The 21,884-nt window shown below is 65.3% G+C and carries 20 protein-coding genes and 1 other RNA gene; 8 read left to right on the forward strand and 13 right to left on the reverse strand.

Translation table 11 applies throughout. The annotated features are described in order from the left end of the window. Positions 1-204: 204 nt before the first annotated feature. The 5 genes from gcvH to ACF2JD_RS11825 form a co-directional block, all read right to left on the reverse strand. Positions 205-594 carry a glycine cleavage system protein GcvH gene (gcvH, locus tag ACF2JD_RS11805; RefSeq protein ID WP_025327266.1) on the reverse strand — a complete coding sequence of 130 codons (390 nt, stop codon included), beginning with the start codon at positions 592-594 and terminating at the stop codon, positions 205-207. 77 nt (positions 595-671) lie between these two features. Further along, positions 672-1,769, reverse strand: coding sequence for a glycine cleavage system aminomethyltransferase GcvT (gcvT, locus tag ACF2JD_RS11810; RefSeq protein ID WP_440987467.1), 1,098 nt, complete (start codon positions 1,767-1,769; stop codon positions 672-674). Between the two features lie 387 nt (positions 1,770-2,156). Continuing rightward, on the reverse strand, positions 2,157-3,377 hold the full coding sequence (locus ACF2JD_RS11815) for an FAD-dependent 2-octaprenylphenol hydroxylase (protein WP_440987524.1): 1,221 nt from the start codon (positions 3,375-3,377) through the stop codon (positions 2,157-2,159). A gap of 99 nt (positions 3,378-3,476) precedes the next feature. Continuing rightward, positions 3,477-4,700, reverse strand: a complete 1,224-nt coding sequence (gene ubiH / locus ACF2JD_RS11820) for a 2-octaprenyl-6-methoxyphenyl hydroxylase (RefSeq protein ID WP_440987468.1) — start codon at positions 4,698-4,700, stop codon at positions 3,477-3,479. A 208-nt stretch (positions 4,701-4,908) separates the two neighbouring features. Beyond that, positions 4,909-5,478 carry a UPF0149 family protein gene (locus tag ACF2JD_RS11825; protein ID WP_106886558.1) on the reverse strand — a complete coding sequence of 190 codons (570 nt, stop codon included), beginning with the start codon at positions 5,476-5,478 and terminating at the stop codon, positions 4,909-4,911. A 173-nt stretch (positions 5,479-5,651) separates the two neighbouring features. On the opposite strand from ACF2JD_RS11825, the gene zapA reads away from it, so the two are divergent. The 8 genes from zapA (at position 5,652) to ACF2JD_RS11865 (ending at position 13,388) form a co-directional block, all read left to right on the forward strand. Next, positions 5,652-5,984, forward strand: coding sequence for a cell division protein ZapA (gene zapA, locus ACF2JD_RS11830; protein ID WP_025327271.1), 333 nt, complete (start codon positions 5,652-5,654; stop codon positions 5,982-5,984). Between the two features lie 16 nt (positions 5,985-6,000). Continuing rightward, a non-coding RNA gene (ssrS, locus tag ACF2JD_RS11835) (6S RNA) lies at positions 6,001-6,183 on the forward strand. Between the two features lie 202 nt (positions 6,184-6,385). Further along, positions 6,386-7,402 (forward strand): substrate-binding domain-containing protein, encoded by a 1,017-nt coding sequence (locus ACF2JD_RS11840; RefSeq protein ID WP_440987469.1) that lies wholly within the window; start codon positions 6,386-6,388, stop codon positions 7,400-7,402. 51 nt (positions 7,403-7,453) lie between these two features. Next, positions 7,454-8,941: an ATP-binding cassette domain-containing protein gene (locus tag ACF2JD_RS11845; RefSeq protein WP_440987470.1), complete on the forward strand. Its 1,488-nt coding sequence runs from the start codon at positions 7,454-7,456 to the stop codon at positions 8,939-8,941. Next, positions 8,922-9,914, forward strand: a complete 993-nt coding sequence (locus tag ACF2JD_RS11850; protein ID WP_262110699.1) for an ABC transporter permease — start codon at positions 8,922-8,924, stop codon at positions 9,912-9,914. Before ACF2JD_RS11845 ends, ACF2JD_RS11850 begins: the two co-directional genes overlap by 20 nt. 115 nt (positions 9,915-10,029) lie before the next feature. Then, positions 10,030-10,998 (forward strand): substrate-binding domain-containing protein, encoded by a 969-nt coding sequence (locus ACF2JD_RS11855; protein ID WP_303808074.1) that lies wholly within the window; start codon positions 10,030-10,032, stop codon positions 10,996-10,998. Between the two features lie 150 nt (positions 10,999-11,148). Further along, positions 11,149-12,246 carry a TIM barrel protein gene (locus tag ACF2JD_RS11860; RefSeq protein WP_440987471.1) on the forward strand — a complete coding sequence of 366 codons (1,098 nt, stop codon included), beginning with the start codon at positions 11,149-11,151 and terminating at the stop codon, positions 12,244-12,246. Further along, entirely contained in the window at positions 12,243-13,388 is a 1,146-nt protein-coding gene (locus ACF2JD_RS11865; RefSeq protein WP_440987472.1) for a Gfo/Idh/MocA family protein, read from the forward strand. Before ACF2JD_RS11860 ends, ACF2JD_RS11865 begins: the two co-directional genes overlap by 4 nt. Positions 13,389-13,506: 118 nt before the next feature. Here ACF2JD_RS11865 and emrD read toward each other — a convergent pair whose 3' ends face one another. The 8 genes from emrD to ACF2JD_RS11905 all read right to left on the reverse strand — a co-directional run bounded on the left by emrD (position 13,507) and on the right by ACF2JD_RS11905 (position 21,811). Then, entirely contained in the window at positions 13,507-14,706 is a 1,200-nt protein-coding gene (gene emrD, locus ACF2JD_RS11870; protein WP_111913213.1) for a multidrug efflux MFS transporter EmrD, read from the reverse strand. Between the two features lie 287 nt (positions 14,707-14,993). Continuing rightward, on the reverse strand, positions 14,994-16,424 hold the full coding sequence (locus tag ACF2JD_RS11875) for an ATP-binding cassette domain-containing protein (protein ID WP_440987473.1): 1,431 nt from the start codon (positions 16,422-16,424) through the stop codon (positions 14,994-14,996). Beyond that, positions 16,421-17,227 carry an ABC transporter permease gene (locus ACF2JD_RS11880; RefSeq protein WP_408847517.1) on the reverse strand — a complete coding sequence of 269 codons (807 nt, stop codon included), beginning with the start codon at positions 17,225-17,227 and terminating at the stop codon, positions 16,421-16,423. The genes ACF2JD_RS11875 and ACF2JD_RS11880 overlap by 4 nt, the downstream gene beginning before the upstream one ends. Before the next feature lie 2 nt (positions 17,228-17,229). Continuing rightward, positions 17,230-18,192: an ABC transporter permease subunit gene (locus ACF2JD_RS11885; protein WP_440987474.1), complete on the reverse strand. Its 963-nt coding sequence runs from the start codon at positions 18,190-18,192 to the stop codon at positions 17,230-17,232. Further along, complete coding sequence (locus ACF2JD_RS11890; protein WP_440987475.1) at positions 18,189-19,679, reverse strand: ABC transporter substrate-binding protein; 1,491 nt, start codon at positions 19,677-19,679, stop codon at positions 18,189-18,191. Before ACF2JD_RS11890 ends, ACF2JD_RS11885 begins: the two co-directional genes overlap by 4 nt. Positions 19,680-19,925: 246 nt before the next feature. Further along, complete coding sequence (locus ACF2JD_RS11895; protein WP_411669729.1) at positions 19,926-20,588, reverse strand: glutathione S-transferase family protein; 663 nt, start codon at positions 20,586-20,588, stop codon at positions 19,926-19,928. A gap of 31 nt (positions 20,589-20,619) precedes the next feature. Next, a complete protein-coding gene (locus ACF2JD_RS11900) occupies positions 20,620-21,228 on the reverse strand; it encodes a glutathione S-transferase N-terminal domain-containing protein (protein ID WP_440987476.1) in 609 nt (202 codons plus the stop codon). A gap of 127 nt (positions 21,229-21,355) precedes the next feature. Continuing rightward, positions 21,356-21,811, reverse strand: a complete 456-nt coding sequence (locus tag ACF2JD_RS11905) for a hypothetical protein (RefSeq protein WP_106886544.1) — start codon at positions 21,809-21,811, stop codon at positions 21,356-21,358. Between the last annotated feature and the right edge of the window lie 73 nt (positions 21,812-21,884).

Genomic DNA, 21,884 nt, shown 5'->3' on the forward strand with positions numbered 1-21,884 from the left:
TGGGCCCCGCAGACAGGGTGCGGCGCCGGATGCTGCGACAGCATCGACAGGGGATCGCCTTGTGGCGGAGCTGCCTGCTTGCCCCCTGGCGAGGCCAGGCTGGCAAACGGCAGGCGCGGGCGACTTCACCCTTCCACCGGCTGGCGTGTGCCCGGCAGGCGGTCATACAAAGGGGCCCTGCTGTGTTGGCAGGGCCCGGGGGCATTACTCTTCGTCCACCACGTTCTGGTAGCCTTCGGCATCCAGCAGGTTGGCGAGCTCGCCCGCGTCATCCAGCTTGATGCGGAACAGCCAGCCGGCACCGTAGGGGTCGGAGTTGACCAGCTCGGGGCTGCCTTCCAGCTCTTCGTTGATGGCCAGGATCTCGCCGCTCACCGGGCTGTAGATGTCGGAGGCGGCTTTCACCGACTCGGCCACGGCGCAATCTTCGCCGGCACTCACCTGCTTGCCCACTTCCGGCAGATCGACGAACACCATGTCACCCAGCAGATCCTGGGCGTGCTCGGTGATACCGATCACGGCCTCGCCGTTGGCTTCAACACGGACCCACTCGTGGGAGGTGGCATATTTCAGTTCGCTCGGGATATGGCTCATTTGTGCTTCCTTTATGCTCTTGGATCGCTTCAACAAAATGGGGTCGGCGAAGGGACACCCTTCGCCGCAATCAATGATTACACCAGGGGCTGGCCGTTGCGCACGAAGGCCGGCTTGGTGACTTTGACGGTGACCAGCTTCTTGCGGATCTCCACCTGGGCCTCGGCGCCGATGTCGCGGGGCACCCGCGCCAGGGCGATGCTGTAGCCCAGGGTGGGGGAGAAGGAGCCGGAGGTGATCACCCCCTCCCGAGTCTCGCCGCTTGCTGTGGTGAAGGTGACCGGCATGCCGGCACGCAGCACCCCTTTATCGATCATCACCAGACCCACCAGCTTAGGGCTAGTGCCGGCGGCCTTCTGGTCTTCCAGGGCGGCGCGACCGATAAACTCGCGGGAGGCAGGCTCCCAGGCCAGGGTCCAGGCCATGTTGGCGGCCAGGGGGGAGATTGACTCGTCCATGTCCTGGCCGTAGAGGTTCATGCCCGCTTCCAGGCGCAGGGTGTCACGGGCGCCGAGGCCGCAGGGGGCCACGCCGTTGTCCAGCAGGGCCTGCCACAGATCGCACGCCTTCTCCTGGGGGACCACGATTTCGTAGCCCTCTTCGCCGGTATAGCCTGTGGTGGCGATGAAGAGATCACCGGCCTGCACACCGAAGAAGGGCTTCATGCCTTCGACAGCCGCATTTTGCTCGGGGGTGAACACCTTGGCCGCCTTGGCCTTGGCGTTGGGGCCCTGCACCGCGATCATGGCAAGCTCCGGGCGCTCGGTCACGCTCACCCCAAAGTCGATGGCGTGGTGACGGATCCAGGCCAGATCCTTCTCGCGGGTGGCGGAGTTCACCACCAGGCGGTAGAAGGTATCGGTCAGGAAATAGGTGATGAGGTCATCGATGACGCCGCCTTCCGGGTTGAGCATGCCGCTGTAGAGGGCCTTGCCGGGGACGGTGAGCTTGGCCACGTCGTTGGCCAGCAGGTGTTGCAGGAAGGCTTTGACCCGCTCGCCGGTCAGGTCGACTATGGTCATGTGGGAGACATCGAACATGCCCGCATCGCTGCGCACCGCGTGGTGCTCTTCCAGCTGGGAGCCGTAGTTGATGGGCATTTCCCAACCGTGGAAGTCCACCATCTTGGCGCCAGCTTCCAGGTGTTTGGGATGCAGTACAGTAGTCTGGATCATCGCTGTGTTTCCTTAAGCGTTCGCGACAACGCTCGCAATCCGCTCCGGCTCCCCAGCACAGCGGGAGGGCGGACCGCAAGGTCTGTGCTCGTTCCCACCCGTGGGGCAGGAGTGATTCCTTGAACGGTGCGGATTATATGACAAGAGCGCCTGGGTGCCGCTCAAAAAAAACTAATACCGCCCCGACAAACTGACACCAGACACTAAGACAAAAACAGTGATAAAAACAGTACAAACCCGGCATGCGCGAGATTTAATGTTGATTTTTACCGTTACGTCACAATTTACAGAAAAACGTTTCGCTTCCCGCCAACATTAAAGGCTGACACCCCGGAGGGGCATTCAGCCTTGTCAGATTAGTTTTATTGTCAAAACCCGGGAGTAAGATTAGATTTTTTCACCCTTGGCCAGGGCGGGCAGCTCACCCTCTAACCCCATGGCCGCCCGAATAACCCCCTGTTTGAGCGGCGCCAGACCATCGACGGCCCGCAGCCCCACCCCGCGCACCAGCTTCTTGAGGGGGTGGCTGCCACCAAATAGCCGCTTGAGCCCTTCCATCGCCGCCAACATGCGGGCAGCCTCGCTCTTGCGCCAGCGCTCATAGCCGCGCAGGTTGGCCAGCAGGCCTATATCCGCCCCCGAGCTCTGGCTCTTGAGGAGCTGCTCGGCCAGGGCCGCCGCATCCAGCAGGCCCAGGTTGACCCCCTGCCCCGCCAGCGGGTGTATGGTATGGGCCGCATCCCCCACCAGCACCAGCCGCTCGCGGGCAAAGTCCCGGGCGTAGCGGGCGGTGAGCGGGATGGCGCTGCGGGCCCCCTCCACCTTGCACAGTCCCAGCCGCCCATCAAAGGCGGCGGTGAGCTGGCGATTGAACCCTTCGTCATCCAGGGCGCACAGCGCCTCGGCCCGCACGGCGGGCACCGACCAGACGATGGAGCAGAGGTCGGGTTGCCACAGGGGCAGGAAGGCGAGCGGGCCGTCGGGGGTGAAGATCTGGCGGGCCACCGCCTCGTGGGGCTCGGCACTGCGCACCGTCGCCACCAGGGCGTGGTGGCCGTAGTCCCAGCTGGTGAGTGGGATGTCGGCCTGGCGGCGCACCCAGGAGTGGGCACCGTCGGCGGCCACCACCACTTTAGCCGAGAGGGCGCGGCCATCTTCCAGCAGCAACAGGGCTCCTGCATCGCTCACTTGCAGGCTCTGGGCCCGGGCCGGGGTGAGCAGGCTGATGTTGCTCGCCCCCGCAATGGCATCGAGCAGCGCCAGCTGGATGACCCGGTTTTCGACTATGTGGCCGAGTGCCGGTTGGCGCAGACTGGCGGCATCAAAGCCGATATGGCCGAAGCTGTCCTGCTCCCACACCTCCATGCTGTCGTAGGGTTGCAGGCGCCGCGCCACTATCCCGTCCCAGGCACCGACCCCCTGCAAGATGCGCTGGCTGGCGAGGCTCAGGGCGCTGACCCTGTTGTCCGGTGCCTCCCCGAGCCCGGTGTCGGGCAACTGCCCCTCGACGATGGCGACCTTGAGCGCGCTGTTCTTGAGGGCGGCGGCGAGCCCAAGGCCCACCATGCCGCCCCCCACAATCACCACATCCACATTTTGCATCTGCATCATCTCTATCCTTTCGTGGCTGATCGCCGGGATCAGCAGGGGGACGCCCGCTGGCATCCCCTCATCAAGTTGTCCGCTGCGGCCTCTTCTCGGCACACCTTATTTACGACACAGGTCGGCGACGAACCCCAGGGTGCGGGAGGCGAGCGGCGCCTGCAGCCAGGGCAGTCGCCCCATCAGGGAGAGCGCCAGATTGCGGCCGGCCACCAGGGGCGCATGACCGTTGGAGAAGAGCTGGGCCAGGGAGGAGGTGAGCCAGATGGTCTGCTCCTGATCTCCCTTGCGCCGCTGCCAGTAAGCGCTCAGCACCTCGAAACTGCCGATATCCTCCCCGGCCGCGAGGGCCCGGGCCACCGCCTGGGTGAGCAAGTCCAGATCGCGCATGCCGAGATTGAAGCCCTGGCCGGCGATGGGGTGCAGCAGATGGGCGGCATTGCCCACCAGCACGGTGCGCTGGGCCAGGGGATAGTCGGCCACTGTCAGCACCAGGGGGTAGAGGTGACGCGCCCCGGTGCGCACGAAGCGCCCGAGCCGCCAGCCGAAGGCCTGCTGCAGGCGGGCCAGAAAGGCGGCGTCATCCAGCGCCATCAGGGCCTGCGCCTCGCCCCGTTCGACGCTCCACACCAGGGAGGAGAGCCCCTCCTGCATGGGCAGCAGCGCCAGCGGGCCCCCTTCGGTGAAACGCTCGAAGGCCCGGCCGGAGGGATCCTCGGCGGTCTTGACCGTGGCGATGATGGCGCTCTGCTCATAGTCATGGCGACTGACCGGTAGCTTGAAGTGCTGGCGCACGAAGGAGTTGCCCCCATCGGCCGCCACCAGCAGCCGGGTCTGATAGCGCTCGCCGCTGGCGAGGGTCAGGGTCACCCCCTCCTCCTGTGGCGCTATGGTCGAAAGCTGGGCCGGACAGCGCAGCCTGATGTTCGCGGTGGCGTCCATTGCCTGCTGCAGCTCTATGCCGGCGGCAGAGAGTTCGATCACCTGGCCGAGGGCGGGCAGACCAAACTGCGCCGCCGTGAGCCGGGTCTGGCCGCAGTGGCCCCGATCCGAGACATGGATATGGGTGATGGGGGCGCAGTGAGGGGCAAAACGGGACCAGAGCCCGTGACGGGCCAGCGCCTCGCAGGTGCCGGCGGAGAGTGCGATGGCGCGGGCATCGAAGCCGGGATGGCGATGAAGTTCGGGGGCGCTCGCCTCCAGCAGCAGGATCTGCAGGGGGGCACCGCTCGGCCCTTTCAGGGCGGCGAGGGAGAGGGCCAGCACGGCGCCGCTCATACCACCGCCGACGATAGCCACGTCGACGTGAACCGGATCAGAATGAGACATGAGAAGAGGGCATAGGCTAAAAACGTGGGCCAATGCTATCACAAAGCCGGGGGGCGGGATGCGAGGCCACGGGCAAAAAACCGATTTGGCACCGTCAGTTGGCCCGCAAGACGGCGCCGAGCGCCCCCTCCCCCCGGGCAGAGCCGTCACGTAAAAAGAGCGCCATCAGGCGCTCTTTTCTATGTCAGTGTGGGGACTCTTCCGGTATTCAATGCAGGGTCGGCGGGGCGCTCGGGGTATCCGGGCGCTTGCCAAACTCCTCGAACGCCATCATGACCCCGAGGCGCACGTGTTCGTAGAGCACCAGGAAGGAGGCTTCGTTCTCGTCATCCTCCTGATCGAACTCCGCGGAGACCTGGGTGATGCTGGCGATGTCCTGGATCATCTCCTGCAGCTCCTCGGAGGCCTTGGAGAGCTCCTGCTGCACCACGCCGAAACCGGCCAGGAAGGCCTGGGACCAGTCCACCAGGGCATCGATGCGCTCGTCGAGGGGCGCCTCGTCGCTTGGCAGCAGCAGCTCGACCCCTTTTTGCGCCATCAGGCTCTCGATGACACCCTGATAGAGATCTGTCATCACCTGGCGCACCGGCGCCGGAAGGCCGAAACCATCGTTGATCAGATCGTTGAAAGGGGGCAGCCAGCTCTTGTCATCCAGTACCACGCCACCGCACACCAGGCCGCAGATCACGCCATGGGCCTCGACAGCCGTCGCCATCAGCTCGTGCTGCTCCATCAGGTCGGCCACGGCTGCGTATTTCAGGGGGTTCGTTTTGCTCATCGAAGATCCGCTCAAAGTTCAGGCAAATATGCAAAAATTATGGCCGAGATCCTAGCATTCTCCCCCTCCCAGAGCCAGCAAGGCCTTGAAACTTCTGCATCTGCGCTATATAGTCCCGCCCAGTTGTCCACGTGGATAAAGGCGGGAATCAGCCCCGCCGTATTGAGGAAGGCATGAGCATAGAGGCCGTAGAAATCGTCATTTTGGGACGTCCCTACAAGGTATCCTGTCCCTTGGGACAACAGGATGCCCTGCGCCAGGCCGCCGACCAGCTGAGTGACAAGCTTATCGAGCTGCGTCAACGCTCCAAGGTCTCCAGCAATGAACAGCTTGCCATCATGGCGGCGCTCAATTTCTGTCATGAGCTCTGCCTTGAAAAAGACAAGAACCACCAATACTCTGAGACCATGGACAAGCGGATCAAGATGCTGCAGCGCACCATAGAAGCGGCCTTGATCGAGCACGGACAATATGGTGATTCCAGCGATGAGGGCCTTAAGCCCTAAGCGCGACCCGTTTTAAAATTCCCTGGGGTGTGCGTCAGCCGGTTCAAGTCCCCGAGCCGATAATCATACCCAACAGGAGTTCTATCTTCTGACTATTGCGCATGCTCGGCCCGACCGAGAAGCCTGCGGCCAGTTTAGGACTCCGCCTTGAACTCACGGTTCAAGGGCCCAAACCGGCAACGGCATCTCCGGGGTACCTAGTGCAAAAGCCCGTCATTGATATGACGGGCTTTTTTATTCGGGCTCCCCACTCAACCCCCTTCGCAGCAAAATCGCCATTAAAAATACGCACAATATCAATGCGATATCAGGTTGTTATTTTTTTGTTACTTTCACCTTGCGAACTGTCCCTGTGTCACCTAAAAATGTAATCGATTACATTTCAACCACAGGAAGCTGGAATGAGCCGCTCCCCCGCCCCCGTCAATCCCGTCTCCATGGCCGCCGTCGCGGCGCGGGCCGGGGTGTCGGTCGCCACCGTGTCAAGGGTGCTGAACCATCAGGAGGGCGTCACCGGCAAGACCCAGGCCAAGGTCAACCGCGCCGTCGAGGAGCTCGGCTATCGCGTCAATCAGCTGGCCAACAGCCTGCGCACCGCCAGAAGCTGGCTGCTGCTCATCATGGTGCCCGACCTCGGCAACCCCTTCTACATCGAGATAGTGCGCGGCATAGACAGGGTAGCCCGCCAGCACGGCTACTTCGTGCTGCTGTGCGACACTGGCGCCGATCCGGGCCGGGAACGCTCGGCCTTCGAGCTGCTGCGCACCCACAGAGCCGACGGCGCCATCTGCCTGGATCCCGACTCCATCCAGCAGGGACTGAGCCAGGAGATCAACGCGCTGCCCTGGATTGCCTGCTGCGAGTTTGACCCCGCCATGCCGGTTCCCTACGTGGGCATAGATAACCAGGGAGCGGCGGCGGAGGCAGTCCGCTATCTGCTGAACCGGGGCCACAGCCGCATCGCGCTCATAGGCGCGGATCCCGCCTACCTCTATGCCCGCCAGCGGGAGGCCGGGGTCCGCCAGGCCCTGGCAGAAGCTGGCCTCGCGCTGGCGGATGAGTGGAATATCCGGGTCACCAGCCTCAGCTTCCTGGCCGGGGCCGAGGCGGCGCAGCAACTGCTCGACTGCCCGCAGCGCCCCACCGCCATCTTCGCCGTCGCCGATGCGCTGGCCATAGGCCTGATGCACCGCTTGCAGGAGGCGGGGCTGCGCATCCCGGACGACATCGCCATCATGGGTTTCGATGACATACCCATGGCCGCCCAGCTCAATCCGCCGCTCACCACAATGGCGCAACCCATGGAGGAGCTAGGTGCCGAGGCCGCCCAGCTGCTGCTGCAGCGCCTGAACGCCCCCGACACCCCGCTGATCGGGCGCCTGCTCCCCCATCGGCTCGTCAGCAGAGCCAGCGCCTGATGCACGCCCCCATCGGCAGACAGCGCGAGATAAGCATCAAAGGAGAAGCTGATGAGTCTCAGTGTCGAATTTAGCGGCGTCTGCAAGGACTTCGGCCCCATCCGGGTGCTGCACGGGGTCGACTTCAGCCTGGTGCCGGGGCGGGTCTACGGCCTGCTGGGGGAGAATGGCGCGGGCAAATCCACCCTGATGAAGATCCTTGCCGGTTACGAGTCCATCAGCGCCGGTGTGATCCGCATCGATGGCGAGGCGCGCAGCTGGCACTCCTCCCGGGAGGCGGAACAGGCAGGCATAGTGCTCATTCATCAAGAGCTCAACCTGGCCGAGCACCTCACCCTGACCCAGAACCTCTTCCTCGGCCATGAGCTGAAACGGGGCTGCCTGCTGGACGAGGCCACCATGGCCAGCCGGGCCCAGCACTATCTGGAGCTGGTCGGGTTGCAACGCGCCCCTGCCACCAAGGTGCGGCAGCTTATCGTCGCGGAGAAGCAGCTGGTGGAGATCGCCAAGGCGCTGTCACGCCAGGCCCGCCTGCTGATCATGGATGAGCCGACCGCCACCCTGACCCCGGGGGAGACGGCGCGGCTGTTCGCCCTCATCGCCAGGCTCAAGGCCCAGGGCACCACCATCATCTACATCTCCCACAAGCTGGACGAGGTCAAGCAGATCACCGACGAGGTGGTGGTCATGCGCGACGGTCGCTTCGTCAGCCGGGGGGAGACGGCGTCCTTCAGCCGCCAGCAGATGGCCAACCTCATGGTGGGACGCGAGATGTCGGACATGTTCCCCCCCAGGCTGCCGCCGCCGGAGGGCACCGAGATAGCCCTCGCGGTGAGCGGGCTCTGCGTCACCGGCTGGGTGGATAGTCTCGATTTCGAGGTGCGCAGCGGCGAGATCTATGGCTTCGCCGGACTGGTGGGGGCCGGTCGCACCGAGGCCTTCGAGGCCATCCTCGGCTTGCGCGAGCGCAAGGGGGGCCGCATCCAGCTGGCGGGCAAGGCCGTGCGCATCGACAGTCCGCTCGCCGCCATGCACCAGGGGCTCACCTATCTGCCGGAGGATCGCAAGGGTAAGGGGCTGCACATCGACCTCGGGCTGGCCGAGAACCTCACCCTGATGACGCTGGCGCGCTATGCCCACCCCTGGCTGGACAAGGAGGCCGAGCAGACGGCCCTCACCCGGGCCATTGCCGATTTCGGCATCAAGGCCGGCTCCCACTCGGCCCGGGCCCGCATGATGTCGGGGGGCAATCAGCAAAAACTGGCCCTCGCCAAGTTCCTGCACCCGGACCCCAGGGTCATCGTCCTCGACGAGCCCACCCGGGGGGTGGATGTGGGCGCCAAACGTGACATCTATTTCCTGATCCAGCGACTGGCCGCCGAGGGGCGTGCCGTCATCGTCATCTCGAGCGAGCTGATCGAGCTGATCGGCCTGTGCCACAGAGTCGCCGTGCTGCGGGCCGGCCGCCTCCAGGCGGTGCTGCCCGCCCATCATCTGACCGAAGAGGAGTTGATCGCCTATGCAACCGGTACCCACTGACACCCGCAAAGAGCGGTTGCTCTCCCTGCTATCGGCGACTGGCCCGCTGCTGGGGCTGATCCTGCTGTGCCTGCTCGGCGCCCTGCTCAACCCCGACTTCGCCACCCTGGACAACCTGCTCAACGTGCTGACCCGCACCGCCTTCATCGGCATCATAGCGGTGGGCATGACCTTCGTTATCATGTCCGGCGGCATCGATCTCTCGGTCGGCGCCATGGCCGCCCTGATCGCCGGGGCCATGATCCTCATCATGAACCGGCTCGGCGCCGGTGTGCTGGCGGATGCCCCTTTGCTGGTGGTTGTGCTCGGCATAGGGCTGGCCCTGCTGCTCGGCCTGCTGTTTGGCGCCGGTCACGGCCTGCTCATTACCAAAGGCAGGATTGAGCCCTTTATCGTCACCCTGGGCACCCTCGGCATCTTTCGGGCCGTCCTGACCTATCTGGCCGATGGCGGCGCCCTGACCCTGGACGATGCCCTCAGTGATAGCTACAGCCCCGTCTATTACGGCAGCCTGCTGGGGGTGCCCATCCCGGTCTGGGTCCTGCTGCTGGTGGCACTGGCGGGGGGGCTGCTGCTCAACCGCACCGCCTTCGGCCGCCATGTGCAGGCCATCGGCTCCAACGAGCAGGTGGCGCGCTATGCCGCCATCCGGGTCGATAGGGTCAAGCTGCTCACCTATGCGCTGCTCGGACTCTGCGTCGGCATTGCCACCCTGCTCTATGTGCCGCGTCTGGGATCCGCCACTCCCACCACAGGGCTCTTGTGGGAGCTGGAGGCCATCGCCGCCGTGGTGGTGGGGGGCACCTCCCTCAAGGGGGGAGAGGGGCGCATCTTCGGCACCCTGGTGGGCGCCATACTGCTGTCGGTCATCAGCAATATCCTCAATCTGACCAGCATCATCAGTGTTTACCTCAATGCCGCCGTGCAGGGCATAGTGATCATCATGGTTGCCTTCATGCAACACAGGCGTTGAGGCTGTTGTGGACAGGAAGACGAAAGCGAAGAAACGGCAATGACACCAGTGGCGGGGTCTCCCCTCGCCTGCGACAAGGAACGGGCAGCAGCCCAACAGTCAAGAGGCTATCAAGATGAATAAGATGCTACACAACTTAACGCTACACACCCTGGGCGCCTGCGCCCTGATGATCGCTGCCGGCAGCGCCTCGGCAGCCGAGAAGATGACCCTGGGGGTCTCCATCCCGACCGCGACCCACAGCTTCACCGCCGGCATCGTCTGGTGGGCCAACAAGGCCAAGGAGGATCTGGAGAAGGCCCATCCCGATCTCAAGGTGATCGTCAAGACCGCCGCCAATGCCCCTGAACAGGCCAACCAGCTGCAGGATCTGCTGACGGTCAACAAGATGGATACGCTAGTCATCTTCCCGTTCGAGTCAGCCTCCCTGACCAAGCCGGTCGCCCAGGTCAAGCAGAAGGGGGTCTATGTCACCGTGGTGGACCGGGGGCTGACGGACACCAGCGCCCAGGATGCCTATGTGGCCGGGGACAACACCGCCTTCGGCAAGCTGCCCGCCGAGTTCATCGCCAAGACCCTCAACGGCAAGGGAGACATAGTCGCCCTGCGCGGCATTCCGACCACCCTGGACAACGAGCGCTTCGACGCCTTCACCGGCGTGATGAAGCAGCACGGCGGCATCAAGATCCTCGATGCCAAATATGGCAACTGGAACCGGGATGATGCCTTCAAGGTGATGCAGGACTTCCTGACCCGCTTCAAGCATATCGATGCCGTCTGGGCCGCCGATGACGACATGGCGGTGGGGGTGCTCAAGGCCATCGATCAGGCCAAGCGTACCGACATCAAGCTGGTGTTTGGCGGCGCCGGGGCCAAGGGGGCGATCAAGACACTGATGGAGGGCAGCGACCCCCGCATCCAGGCCAACGTCTCCTACTCCCCCAAGTTCATGTATGACGCCATCATGCTCACCGCAGAGGCTCGCCTCAAGGGCGAACGCCTGCCGGCCAACACCATCATCCCCTCGGTGCTGATCACCCCGCAGACGGCCAAGGAGTTCTACTTCCCCGACTCCCCGTTCTAAGGCTGTCATATGTGAGAACCCCGGCCTCCCCTTCACGGGAGCCCAGACCCCACCCCAAGCCTCCCCTTCGCAGGGGAGGGAGTTTTTACTCTTCCTCCTTGTGAAGGGGGAGGCCGGGAGGGGGTTAACTGCCTTTATTCAGGAGTGCCCATGAAGACCATCAAGGGACCGGCCATCTTCCTCGCCCAGTTCATGGGGGACAAGCCGCCATTCGATACCCTCACCGGCCTGGCGGACTGGGCCGCCGGCCTCGGCTTTCGCGGCCTGCAACTGCCGACGGACCCGCGCCTGTTCGATCTGACCCGGGCGGCGGCCAGCCAGGACTATTGCGACGAGATAAGCGGCCTGCTGGCCGAGCGGGGGCTGGTCATCACAGAGCTCTCCACCCACCTGCAAGGCCAGCTGCTGGCGGTCCACCCCGCCTATGACAGCCTGTTCGATGGCTTCGCCCCCCCGGCGGTGCGCGGCAAGCCCGCCGCCCGCACCGCGTGGGCCGGCGAGCAGCTCAAGGCGGCCGCCCTCGCCTCCCGAAGGCTTGGCCTCAAGGCCCACGTCACCTTCTCCGGCGCCCTCGCCTGGCCCTATCTCTACCCCTGGCCCCAGCGGCCCGTCGGCCTCGTCGAGGAGGCCTTCGCCGAGCTGGCCAGGCGCTGGCTCCCCCTGCTCAATGCCTTTGACGAGGCCGGAGTGGACGTCTGCTACGAGCTGCACCCGGGGGAGGACTTGTTCGATGGCGCCACGCTGGAGCGTTTCCTCGAGGCGACCGGCGATCATCCCCGCGTCAACGTGCTCTACGATCCCAGCCACATGCTGCTGCAGCAGCTCGATTACCTCGCCTTCCTCGACCTCTATCACGAGCGGGTGCGCGCCTTTCACGTGAAGGATGCCGAGTTCAGGCCCTCAGGGCGCCAGGGGGTCTATGGGGGCTACGCCCCCTGGCTCGGGCGGGCGGGGCGCTTTCGCTCCCTGGGGGATGGGCAGATAGACTTTGGCGCCATCTTCAGCAAGCTCGCCCAGTACGACTACCCCGGCTGGGCCGTGCTGGAGTGGGAGTGCGCCCTCAAGCACCCGGAGGATGGCGCCGCCGAGGGGGCCGACTTCATTCGCAATCATATTATCCGGGTCGCCGAGCGCCCCTTCGATGACTTCGCCGGCAGCGGCCTGGCACGGGAGGCGGTCAGAAGCCTGCTTGGGCTCGACGATAGCGTGAGCGGCAGTTCGGGCGGCAAGATGGGAGAGAAAAAATGAAGAGACGACTGCGTCTGGGCATGGTCGGCGGTGGCCAGGGAGCCTTCATCGGCGCCGTGCATCGACTGGCAGCCCGTATGGACGATCACTATGAGCTGCTCGCCGCCGCCCTCTCCGCCGATCCCGCCAATGCCCGCTCAAGCGCCCTCGCCCTCGGGCTGGATCCGGCCCGCGCCTACGAGGATTACGCCAGGATGGCCCAAGCCGAGGCGGCAAGGTCCGACGGCATAGAGGTGGTGGCCATCACCACCCCCAACCACCTGCACGCCCCGGTGGCGCGCGCCTTTCTCGAAGCCGGCATCCACGTTATCTGCGACAAGCCGCTGGCGCTGACCCTGGCGGAGGGAGAGGAACTCGCCCGCCTCGCCCGCCAGCGGCGGCGGCTGTTTGCCCTGACCCACACCTATTCGGGCTACCCCATGGTGCGCCACGCCCGCGAGCTGGTCGCCGCCGGCGCCCTGGGTGAGCTGCGCTACGTTCAGGTGGAATACCTGCAGGACTGGCTCGCCAACCCCATCCCCCCGGGTCAGAACAAGCAGGCGGACTGGCGGGCCGACCCTGCCCGCGCCGGGCGAGCCGGTTGCCTCGGCGACATCGGCACCCACGCCTACCAGCTGGCGACCTTCATCACCGGGCAGTTGCCAAATGAGATCGCTGCCGAACTGCACAGCTTCGTGCCGGGGCGGCAGGTGGACGATCATCTGCAGGTCTGGTTGCGCTACTCCCAGGGGATGCGCGGATCGCTCAACGCCAGCCAGGTCGCCAGCGGCGAGGAGAACCGGCTGCAGATCCGCCTCTATGGCGACAAGGCCAGCCTGATCTTCCGCCAGGAGGCACCCAATGAGCTCTGGCTTACCCCCATTAGCGGCACCAGCCAGCGGCTGACCCGGGGCCGGGTAGAGAGCGCGGCGGCGCGCCACGCCAGCCGGGTGCCCGCCGGTCATCCCGAGGGCTATCTGGAGGCCTTCGCCCAGCTCTATACGGACGCGGCCTTGCAGATCCACGCCCTGGCGGCCGGGGAGGCGCCGCCCCCCGAGAGCCTGGCCCTCACCACTGTGGAAGACGGGGTGGCGGGCATGCGCTTCATCGAGACCAGCCTGGCCAGCCACGCCGCCGACGGACGCTGGCTCCAGCTCTCCTGACCCGCCATGGCGGAAGGTGGGGCCCGCCGCAAAACCGGCGGGCGACCCTCCCCCTTCAGGCACAAGGCAATAAAAAGCCCGCCGACGAGGGCGGGCTCTTCACCTATCTTCGATGCACTCAGACGGCCATCTGCTCGTGGGGGGAGCCATGGTGGCGCAGCCAGAGGAAGCTCAAGGCCACGATCAGCACCATCACCACCATGATGGCCCCCAGAGTCAGCTGCCCCTCCATGGGGAAGCTGGCGGCCAGCAGGGTCACGACACCCGCCCCCAGGTTCTGCATGCCCCCCAGGATGGCCCCTGCGGTGCCCGCCTGACCCGGGAAGGGCTCGATGGCGCAGGAGGTGGCGGTCGGGTAGAGGATGCCGCTGCCGATGAAGTAGACAGCCGCGCCGCCCACCAGAGAGGCTGCACTCACCAGCCCGAACAGGCCGGGCACCAGTATGATGAGGGCCCCCAGCCCCAGGAAGGCGATGCCAAGGCGCATCAGCTTGCCCTGGCTCAGCCGGAAGCTCAAGCGGGCGGAGAGCCAGGCGCCGAACAGATAGCCGGGCAGCGGCAGCACGAACAAGACGCTTACGGTACGCGCGCTCAGTTTGAGCACGTCGCCGAGCAGCACCCCGGCCGCCGCCTCGAATACCGCAAGTCCCGCGAAGGTCGCCATCAGGCAGAGCAGGTTGCCCTGGAAGCGCGGGTTGCCGAGCACGTGGCGGTAGGCGGCGCCGACCCGCAGTGGCTGCTGACGGGCGCTCGCCGGCAGTGTCTCGCCAAACCAGGCCAGCAGGGCCAAGGTAGTCAGGGCCCCGAAGCCGAACAGGAACCAGTAGCCGGCGCGCCAGTTGAACAGCTCGGTCAGCCAGCCCCCCAGCACGGGGGCCAGCAATGGGGAGAAGATCACCCCCATGCTCACCAGGCTGTTGGCGCGGTTGAGCTCGGCGCCGCTGTAGCGATCCCGCATCACTGTCCGGCTCATGGCGCCACCGGCCCCCGTGCCCAGCCCCTGGATGAAGCTGCCGGCCAGCAGGGCGGCAAAGTGCGGGATCAGCTGAATGGTCAGGGTGCCCACCAGAAACACCATCATGCCGATAAGCAGCACGGGGCGGCGGCCGATGCGATCAGACAGCGGACCGTAGACGAACTGGGAGAGGCCGTACGGGATCAGGTAGCAGGCCATCACCGCCTGCAACTGGCCGGAGGCCACATGAAAGTCCCCCGCCATCATGGGAATGGAGGGCACATAGAGGGTCTGGGTCATCTGGCCCACGGCGACCATCAGAATGGTCAGGAAAAACAGCGGATAAAAACTGTGCCGATACATATCTCAGTCCCGAAAAATCATCGAAAAGCTGCCCGCCTCTGGCAGAAAACCGCAGAGGGGATCCAATAAACAGGGTCGATCAAAGGTGAAACGCAAGGCGGAGGACCCGCACCCGCCAGGAGCAGGACGCTCTTTGGCTTGCGGTGATCTTAGTGATTCATGTCACAAAAAACGAACGAATCTTTATAATCTGCTTTCCCAAGTTTTTCTAATGTGACGGGGCCAGCGGCCCCGTCGAAGCGACATCGAAAGGGAGCGGGTGCCTGTGCTTCGGCGCCTCGCTCCCCTTAGCCCACCCGCCTCAACTCGGCTGGCGCCAGCACCTGCTCGGGTGTGCCTGCCGCCCCCAGTCGCAGGCAGCGCCCTGCCACCCTGCCTGCCAGCGCCTCGTCATGGGTCACCAGCAGCAGGGCGCAGCCTATCTCCCCCAGCGCCCCTAGCAGGCAGGCGATGGTCTGCTGCTGGCTCAAGGGATCGAGCCGGGAGCTGGGCTCATCGGCAAACAGCAGCACGGGGCGCAGCAACAGGGCGCGGATCAGCGACAGCCGTTGCAGTTCCCCCCCGGACACCTGGCTAGGCAGCCGGCTCAGCAGCCGCTCATCGAGGCCGAGCCGCGCCAGATAGTCGGTGATGGACTGGCGGGGCAGCCGATGCAGGCGCAGCAGATCGTCAAACTGGGTGGCGAGGCGCACCCGGCTGGCGAAGGCCTGCACCGGATCCTGATAGAGCTTCTGCCAGCGGTGGGGGGCTATGCCCCCCTGGCGCAATACCCGCCCTCCCAGCGGGCGCTGCAACCCCAGCAGCACATTGCCGAGGGTGCTCTTGCCCGCGCCGCTCGGCGCCATGATGGCGAGCCGCTCCCCTTGTGCCAGTGGCAGATCCAGCCCCTCGAACAGGGTCTGTTCGCCATACCCCATGGCGAGCCCCTCCCCCCTGAGCAGCCAGTCGCCGGTCGGGGGATGCACGGCCTCGGGCCAGGCGGACGGCTCTGCCGCCAGCAGGGCGCGGCTGTAGGCATGGGAAGGCGTGTGCAGCACCTGCTCGGCGGGCCCCTGCTCCACTATCTCACCCCCCTTGACCACCAGCACCCAGCCTCCCAGCGCCCGGGCCAGGGAGAGATCATGGGTGATGGTCAGCAGGTGGCGCCCCTCGGTCAGATAGCCCTGCAGCAATGTTTGCAGCCTGGCGCTGGCCCGGCTGTCGAGCCCCTTGGTGGGCTCGTCGGCGATGAGCAAACGGGCCTGCCCCAGGGTGGCGGCGGCAAAGGCGGCGCGCTGGGCCATGCCCCCGGAGAGCTGGTGCGGGAAGTGGCGCTCCCGCCCGGCGAGCCCCAGCCGCGCCAGGGCGTCCCGCGCCCGCGAGCGCGCCTCCTTGCCTCCCGCCAGCCAGCCCTCCTCCACCTGGGGCAGCAGCCCCATGGTGGGGTCCAGCGCCAGCACCGGCTCCTGGGGCAGCATGGCCAGCTCCCGCCCCCAGAGGGTGCGCAGGGCCTGGGGGTCCGCCAGGCTGTGGCGCCGGCCGCCCATCGCCATCTCACCCCGGCCGCGCAGGGGGGCGGGCAGGGTCCCCATCAGGGCGTGGGCCAGCAGGGATTTGCCAGAGCCGCTCTCCCCAATCAGGGTCAAAGCGGAGCCGGGGAGCAGGGTGAGATCCAGCGCCTGCAACAGGGTCTGCCGGCCGTCATCCACCTGCAGGCCCTTGATATGAATGGTCGTCATGGGGTGATTCCTTGTGGGGATGGGGTGTGAAGAGTGCCCTTCTGATTGAGCAGCACCAGGGCCAGCAGCATCATTCCCATCACCAGGATGGGGGCCAGCAACAGGCGGGGCGCCTCCTGATAGTGGGGCAGCGCCTCCGTCATCATCAGGCCAAGCTCCGGGGTGGGCGGCTGAATGCCCACACCGACGAAGCCCAGGGTCGAGAGGGTCAGGATGGCCCCGGCGAGGCCAAAGGCCATCATGGTCAGCAACTGGGGGGCCAGCTCGGGCCAGAGGTGACGGCGCACTATGTGGGCGTTGCCAAAGCCCAGCAGGCGGGACGCCTCCACCTGGGGCGAGGCAAGCAACGCCCGGCTGCGGGCCCGCACCACCCGGTAGTACTCCACCCACTGGGCCATGGCCAGCCCGAGATAGAGGATGGCGAAGCCCCCCTGGGCCATGGCGGAGAAGAGCAGCACCAACAGCAGGCTCGGCAGAGCCAGCACGCCGTCGGCCAGGCTACGCAGCAGGCCGTCAACCCAGCCACCGCGCCAGGCGGATAGCCAGCCCAGCAAGGATCCCAGCAGGGCTGCGGTGATGACGCACAGCATCCCCAGCAGCAAGGAGAGCCGAGTCGCCGCCGCGAGCCGCGCCATCAGGCTGCGGCCCATCTGATCGCGCCCGAGCGGCTCCTGCCAGGAGGGGTCGGCCAGGAACTGCACCAGATCCTGGGCGGCGGGGTCAGGCCAGAGCATTGGGCCCAGCAGGGCAAACAGCACCACCAGCAGGAGCAGGCTTGCTCCCGCCTTGACAGAGAAAGACATGATCAGGACTCCTTGTGACCGCGGGGATCGATGGCGAGACAGAGCAGATCCGTCAGGGTATTGAGCAGCACGAAGAGCGCCGCCAGCACCAGCACGGTTCCCTGCACCATGGGGATGTCGCGCCAGAAGATGGCGTGCACCAGGGCATGGCCGATGCCGGGCCAGGCGAACAGGCTCTCCACCACCACTACTCCTTCGATCAGCAGCACCAGCTGAACCCCTGTGTAGGCGATGACGCTGACCCCGGTGTTGCGCAGGCCGTGACGCCTGAAGACCCGGGCGGGCGAGAGCCCCTTGGTCAGGGCGAAGCGGTAATAGCCGGACTGCACCACTGTGAGCACGCTCTCGCGCACCACCCGGGAGAGTACCCCCGAGAGCCCCAGCCCCAGGGTGAGGGCGGGCAGCAGCAGGTTGCTCCCCTCCCCGTGACCGGCGGCGCTGACCCAGCCCAACTCCACCGAGAGCAGCATCATGAGCACCAGGCCGAGCAGGAAGGGGGGCAGCGCACGCATCAGCACGCTCCAGCCCAGGGTCAGGCGATCGCACCATGCCCCCGGACGCAGGGCGCTCAGGCTGCCGAGCGGTAGCGCCACCACCAGGGCCAGGGCCACGGCGGCCACCGCCAGGGACAGGGTGGCCCCCAGGTGGTGGCCCACCTCGCTTGCCACAGGCGCCCCCGTCACCAGGGAGCTGCCGAGATCCCCCTGCAGCAGGGCCCCCAGCCAGTCACCGAAGCGGGAGAGGGCCGAACCGGCCAGCCCCAGCTCGCTGCGCACCGCATTGGCGGCCTCGGCGGTGACATAGTCATAACCGTAGCGGCCTGCGGCAATGCGAAAGGCGATGTCCCCGGGCAGGGACTGCACCATCAGAAAGCAGAGCCCGGCCACCAGCAGGGCCACCATCAGCGCCTGCACCAGCCGCTGACCCAGGATCCCCATGACGGCGGAGAAGGGCGTCGCTGTCATTGTGCGCTCCATGTCAGTTTGTCCAGACGGTAGCTGCGCTCCTGGGGATCCAGCTCAAAGCCCTTCAACTCACGGCTGACTGCCGCGCTCTGGCGATACCAGGCGATGGGCAGGAGGGGCAACTCCTGCTGCAGGGTGGTGGCGATGTCACGGCGCAGTGCCGCGGCCTCCCCGGCGGGCAGGGTCTCCTTGCCAAGGCGGGCCAGTGTTTGCTCCATGGCAGGGGATTGCCAGTTCATCACCCCCCAGTCGGCACCGGCAGGCGCCAGGTCCCCCAACAGGGTGACCAGGGGATCCGGCACCAGGGCATAGTTGCGGGCATAGAGACCGAGCTGGAGCGAGCCATCCTGATGACCGGCCGGGATCTCGCTCGAGTTGCCCACCGCTACCTTGAGATCCACCCCCACCGCCTTCCACTGCGCCTGCAGTGCCGTGGCCAGCAGGGGCAATTCCGGGCGATCCGGGAAGGTGCGCAGGGTCAGGACGAAACGCTCCTCCCCCTTGTGCAGCACGCCATCCGCCCCCAACAGCCAGCCTGCCGCCGCCAAGGCCACCTGAGCTGCCTTGACGTCATAGGCGAGCAGGGTCAGCCCGGGTTGATGCCACTCCCCCAGGGTGGGAGGGAAGAGCTGGGTCGCCGCCATCTCGGGATCCCGCAGCAGGGCCGCAGCCATGCCACGGCGATCGATGGCGAGACTGAGGGCGCGGCGCACCGCTGGATCCTTCAGAAGAGGATCGGCCCCATTGAGCTTGAGCTGTATGGTGCGCGGCAGGGTGACGGAGGCGATGGCGACCCGGGGCGCCTGCTGCAACCGGCGGATGCTGACCGGATCCAGCCCCCAGGCGATGTCTGCCTGACCGCTCTCGGCCATCAGGGTGCGGCTCTCGGCACGGCCCACCGTCAGGTAGCTCACCTGCGAGATGGCAGGCTGGGGGCCCTGCCAGCCATCGAAGCGCTCGGTTTCGACTCGCTGGGGCTGCTGCAACCGGGTGATGCGATAGGGGCCTGAGCCGATGACCTGGATCACCTCCCCCCTGGCATCATAGGCCTCCTTCGCCAGGATCTGGGTGCTGGGGTGAGCCAGCACGGCAGCCAAGGGGGCGAAGGGTTCGGTGAGGGTGACCAGCAGAGCCCCCTCGCGGGCCTCAATGGACGCTATGGGGGCGCTGGTCATGACGCCGGGTTTGCGCCAGGCCTGCTGCAGGGCAAAGGCGGCCTGCTCGGCGCTCACCTCGCTGCCATCGTGAAAGCGGGCCCCGGGGCGCAGGGTGAATCGCCATTGCAAACCATCCCCGGAGTTTGACCACTGGCTGGCGAGTCCGGGTTGCAGATTGCCCTGGCCGTCGACCTCGACCAGGGTCTCCGCCACCTGCATGCGGGTAAAGAAGACCCCGTTGCTGGCAGGGTCGACACTGTGGATCTCCCAGGGCCCCACCATGGCCAGCGGCTTGCCGTGAGCGGCATTCATCCCCACCAGCAGTGCCAATGCGCACCATCCCGAACAGCTGTGTATTTTTGTCATCCATTCCATCCAAACGATAATGATTACCAACCGAAAGGTTTCGTTATAACATAGCAATTAATCGGAATGAATGACTTTCCATATTTGATAAATGGCTTATTTACAGCGGGAAAGGGGTGAGCAGGTGAGAGGCCCAGCAGGCGTGAAGGGCAGGCAATGGGGCGGCGATCATAAAAAGAGATGGCCCGTCATCGGGCCATCGTCATCATGCTAGCGGGTCACCATCTGTTGCGCCCGCTTGACCTGATCCTCGGGGCTTTCGTTGCGCGGCGGTATGGTGATGCCCTTCTGGCAGGCGGGTTTGGCCTCCATGCGCGCCATCCAGGCCTGCAGATACGGCAGGCCCTCGATGGAGATGCCGCTCCAGTCATAGATCCGCACCCAGGGCCAGGTGGCGATGTCGGAGATGCTGTACTCGTCGGCCAGGTACTCATGGTGCGCCAGGTGTCCGTCGAGCACTTCGAACAGACGGCGCCCCTCCTTCTGGTAACGCTCTATGGCCGCCGGAATCTTCTCTGGGAAGTAGCGGTAGAAGACGTTGGCCTGCCCCATCATGGGGCCGACGCCGCCCATCTGGAACATCAGCCACTGGATGGCCTGGGAGCGGCGCTTGGGATCTTGCGGCAGCAGCTTGCCGGTTTTTTCCGCCAGATAGAGCAGGATGGCGCCGGATTCGAACACGGCGAAGTCACCGTTATCCCGATCGACGATGGCAGGGATGCGGCCATTGGGGTTGATGGCCAGAAACTCGGGCTTCTTCTGCTCCATGGTCGAGAAATCCAGCGGGATCACCTTGTAAGGCAAGCCCAGCTCCTCGAGGGCGATCGACACCTTGAACCCATTGGGCGTAGCAGCAGTGTACAAATCTATCATCTTGGACTCCTTGGACGTTCAAACGTAATGATCAGGCCTGGGCGCTGGGACGGGCACTCACCCGCTCATGCCAGGCCTGCAAATGATGCTGGTGCGGGGCGATGCGAAGACCGACGACCTTGCCAAAGTCGATGGTGCACAGGGCCAGGATGTCGGCGATGGTGAAGCGATCTCCTGCCACATAGGGCACCTCGGCAAGACGGGCATCGAGCCTGGCAAACCATGCCAGGGCCTGCTGCTTGCACTCCTCCCCCCACTCGGGGAAGACGGTCTCGCGATCCTGGTAAAAGCCGGTGATATGACGAAACGCCATGCCGGTGGGCAGCCAGAGATTGAATTCGACGATACGGCTCCACATCTCTATGGTGGCGCGCTCCAACGCCGTGTTGCCAAACAGGTTGGGCTCGGGGTTGAGCTCCTCGAAGTAGCGGCAGATGGCCACAGTCTCGCTGAGACAGGTGCCATCATCGAGTTCGAGCACAGGAATGCGCCCCGCCGGGCTCTTGGCCAGAAATGCGGGTTCAAGGTTCTCCCCTGCCCCCAGATCCACTTGCTGATAGGTCATCTCGACCCCCTTCTCCGCCAGAAACATCCTGACCCGGCGGGCATTGGGGGCACGTTTCAACTCATAGACCTTCATCTCACCTCCGTTGACGGGAATACCGCCGCTTCTCATCCCCACGGAGGACAACAGCCAAGCGGCGCAATATCGGTCTGTTATGACAAATATTGCGCCGCTTGAACAGCCCAAAGAAGGGGGGAAACAATCAGCTGCACAGCACCAGGGGTTGACGCTGACGCAGCAGGATGAGGCGGGAGAGAAGCGGGAAATAGGACTCTAACTTGCTCTGCAGGACCAGGCTGCAGGCGGGATCCGCGAGTTCAGTTTCATCCAGTACTATGCCATTGGAGACGAAGTAAAAGCGCGGGTCCCTGACATCCGGCCCCTGGGGAGGGCTGTCATATTGTCGATGCACCAGCAGGGGCAGCACGGGCAAGCCCAGGGCAGTGCCGCCGGCGGGCCAGACCGGCTCCGGCCATGCAGCATCATCTTCTTCCAGCAGCAAGATGGCCGCCTCCTCCTTCGACGGTTGCCACCTATCCGGTTGTGCGACCCTCACCTCGGTGAAGTAATCCCCGTATCCGCTGGCGGCACGCAGTGCGGCCAGCACCCCTAATGTCGTCGCTGCCGACGGTTTTTGACTGACTAATGACAGATTCATGGCTCATGTCCCTATGCTCACCACAGCCTGTTCACCGGCTGTCGCGATAAGACTAGCCGATAACAGGTCTTTA

Origin of the sequence: Aeromonas ichthyocola (genome assembly GCF_046087985.1) — a bacterium.
Taxonomy (GTDB): domain Bacteria; phylum Pseudomonadota; class Gammaproteobacteria; order Enterobacterales; family Aeromonadaceae; genus Aeromonas; species Aeromonas rivipollensis.

What these genes read in the sequence shown, in the direction of transcription:
- zapA (WP_025327271.1), top strand. Translation starts at nt 5,652, where the DNA reads ATGAGCATAGAGGCCGTAGAAATCGTCATTTTGGGACGTCCCTACAAG.
- ubiH (WP_440987468.1), bottom strand. Translation starts at nt 4,700, where the DNA reads ATGTCTCATTCTGATCCGGTTCACGTCGACGTGGCTATCGTCGGCGGT.
- ACF2JD_RS11900 (WP_440987476.1), bottom strand. Translation starts at nt 21,228, where the DNA reads ATGAAGGTCTATGAGTTGAAACGTGCCCCCAATGCCCGCCGGGTCAGG.
- ACF2JD_RS11880 (WP_408847517.1), bottom strand. Translation starts at nt 17,227, where the DNA reads ATGTCTTTCTCTGTCAAGGCGGGAGCAAGCCTGCTCCTGCTGGTGGTG.
- ACF2JD_RS11895 (WP_411669729.1), bottom strand. Translation starts at nt 20,588, where the DNA reads ATGATAGATTTGTACACTGCTGCTACGCCCAATGGGTTCAAGGTGTCG.
- ACF2JD_RS11905 (WP_106886544.1), bottom strand. Translation starts at nt 21,811, where the DNA reads ATGAATCTGTCATTAGTCAGTCAAAAACCGTCGGCAGCGACGACATTA.
- ACF2JD_RS11845 (WP_440987470.1), top strand. Translation starts at nt 7,454, where the DNA reads ATGAGTCTCAGTGTCGAATTTAGCGGCGTCTGCAAGGACTTCGGCCCC.
- ACF2JD_RS11875 (WP_440987473.1), bottom strand. Translation starts at nt 16,424, where the DNA reads ATGACGACCATTCATATCAAGGGCCTGCAGGTGGATGACGGCCGGCAG.
- ACF2JD_RS11855 (WP_303808074.1), top strand. Translation starts at nt 10,030, where the DNA reads ATGAATAAGATGCTACACAACTTAACGCTACACACCCTGGGCGCCTGC.
- ACF2JD_RS11840 (WP_440987469.1), top strand. Translation starts at nt 6,386, where the DNA reads ATGAGCCGCTCCCCCGCCCCCGTCAATCCCGTCTCCATGGCCGCCGTC.
- gcvH (WP_025327266.1), bottom strand. Translation starts at nt 594, where the DNA reads ATGAGCCATATCCCGAGCGAACTGAAATATGCCACCTCCCACGAGTGG.
- ACF2JD_RS11885 (WP_440987474.1), bottom strand. Translation starts at nt 18,192, where the DNA reads ATGACAGCGACGCCCTTCTCCGCCGTCATGGGGATCCTGGGTCAGCGG.
- ACF2JD_RS11865 (WP_440987472.1), top strand. Translation starts at nt 12,243, where the DNA reads ATGAAGAGACGACTGCGTCTGGGCATGGTCGGCGGTGGCCAGGGAGCC.
- ACF2JD_RS11825 (WP_106886558.1), bottom strand. Translation starts at nt 5,478, where the DNA reads ATGAGCAAAACGAACCCCCTGAAATACGCAGCCGTGGCCGACCTGATG.
- gcvT (WP_440987467.1), bottom strand. Translation starts at nt 1,769, where the DNA reads ATGATCCAGACTACTGTACTGCATCCCAAACACCTGGAAGCTGGCGCC.
- ACF2JD_RS11860 (WP_440987471.1), top strand. Translation starts at nt 11,149, where the DNA reads ATGAAGACCATCAAGGGACCGGCCATCTTCCTCGCCCAGTTCATGGGG.
- ACF2JD_RS11815 (WP_440987524.1), bottom strand. Translation starts at nt 3,377, where the DNA reads ATGCAGATGCAAAATGTGGATGTGGTGATTGTGGGGGGCGGCATGGTG.
- emrD (WP_111913213.1), bottom strand. Translation starts at nt 14,706, where the DNA reads ATGTATCGGCACAGTTTTTATCCGCTGTTTTTCCTGACCATTCTGATG.
- ACF2JD_RS11850 (WP_262110699.1), top strand. Translation starts at nt 8,922, where the DNA reads ATGCAACCGGTACCCACTGACACCCGCAAAGAGCGGTTGCTCTCCCTG.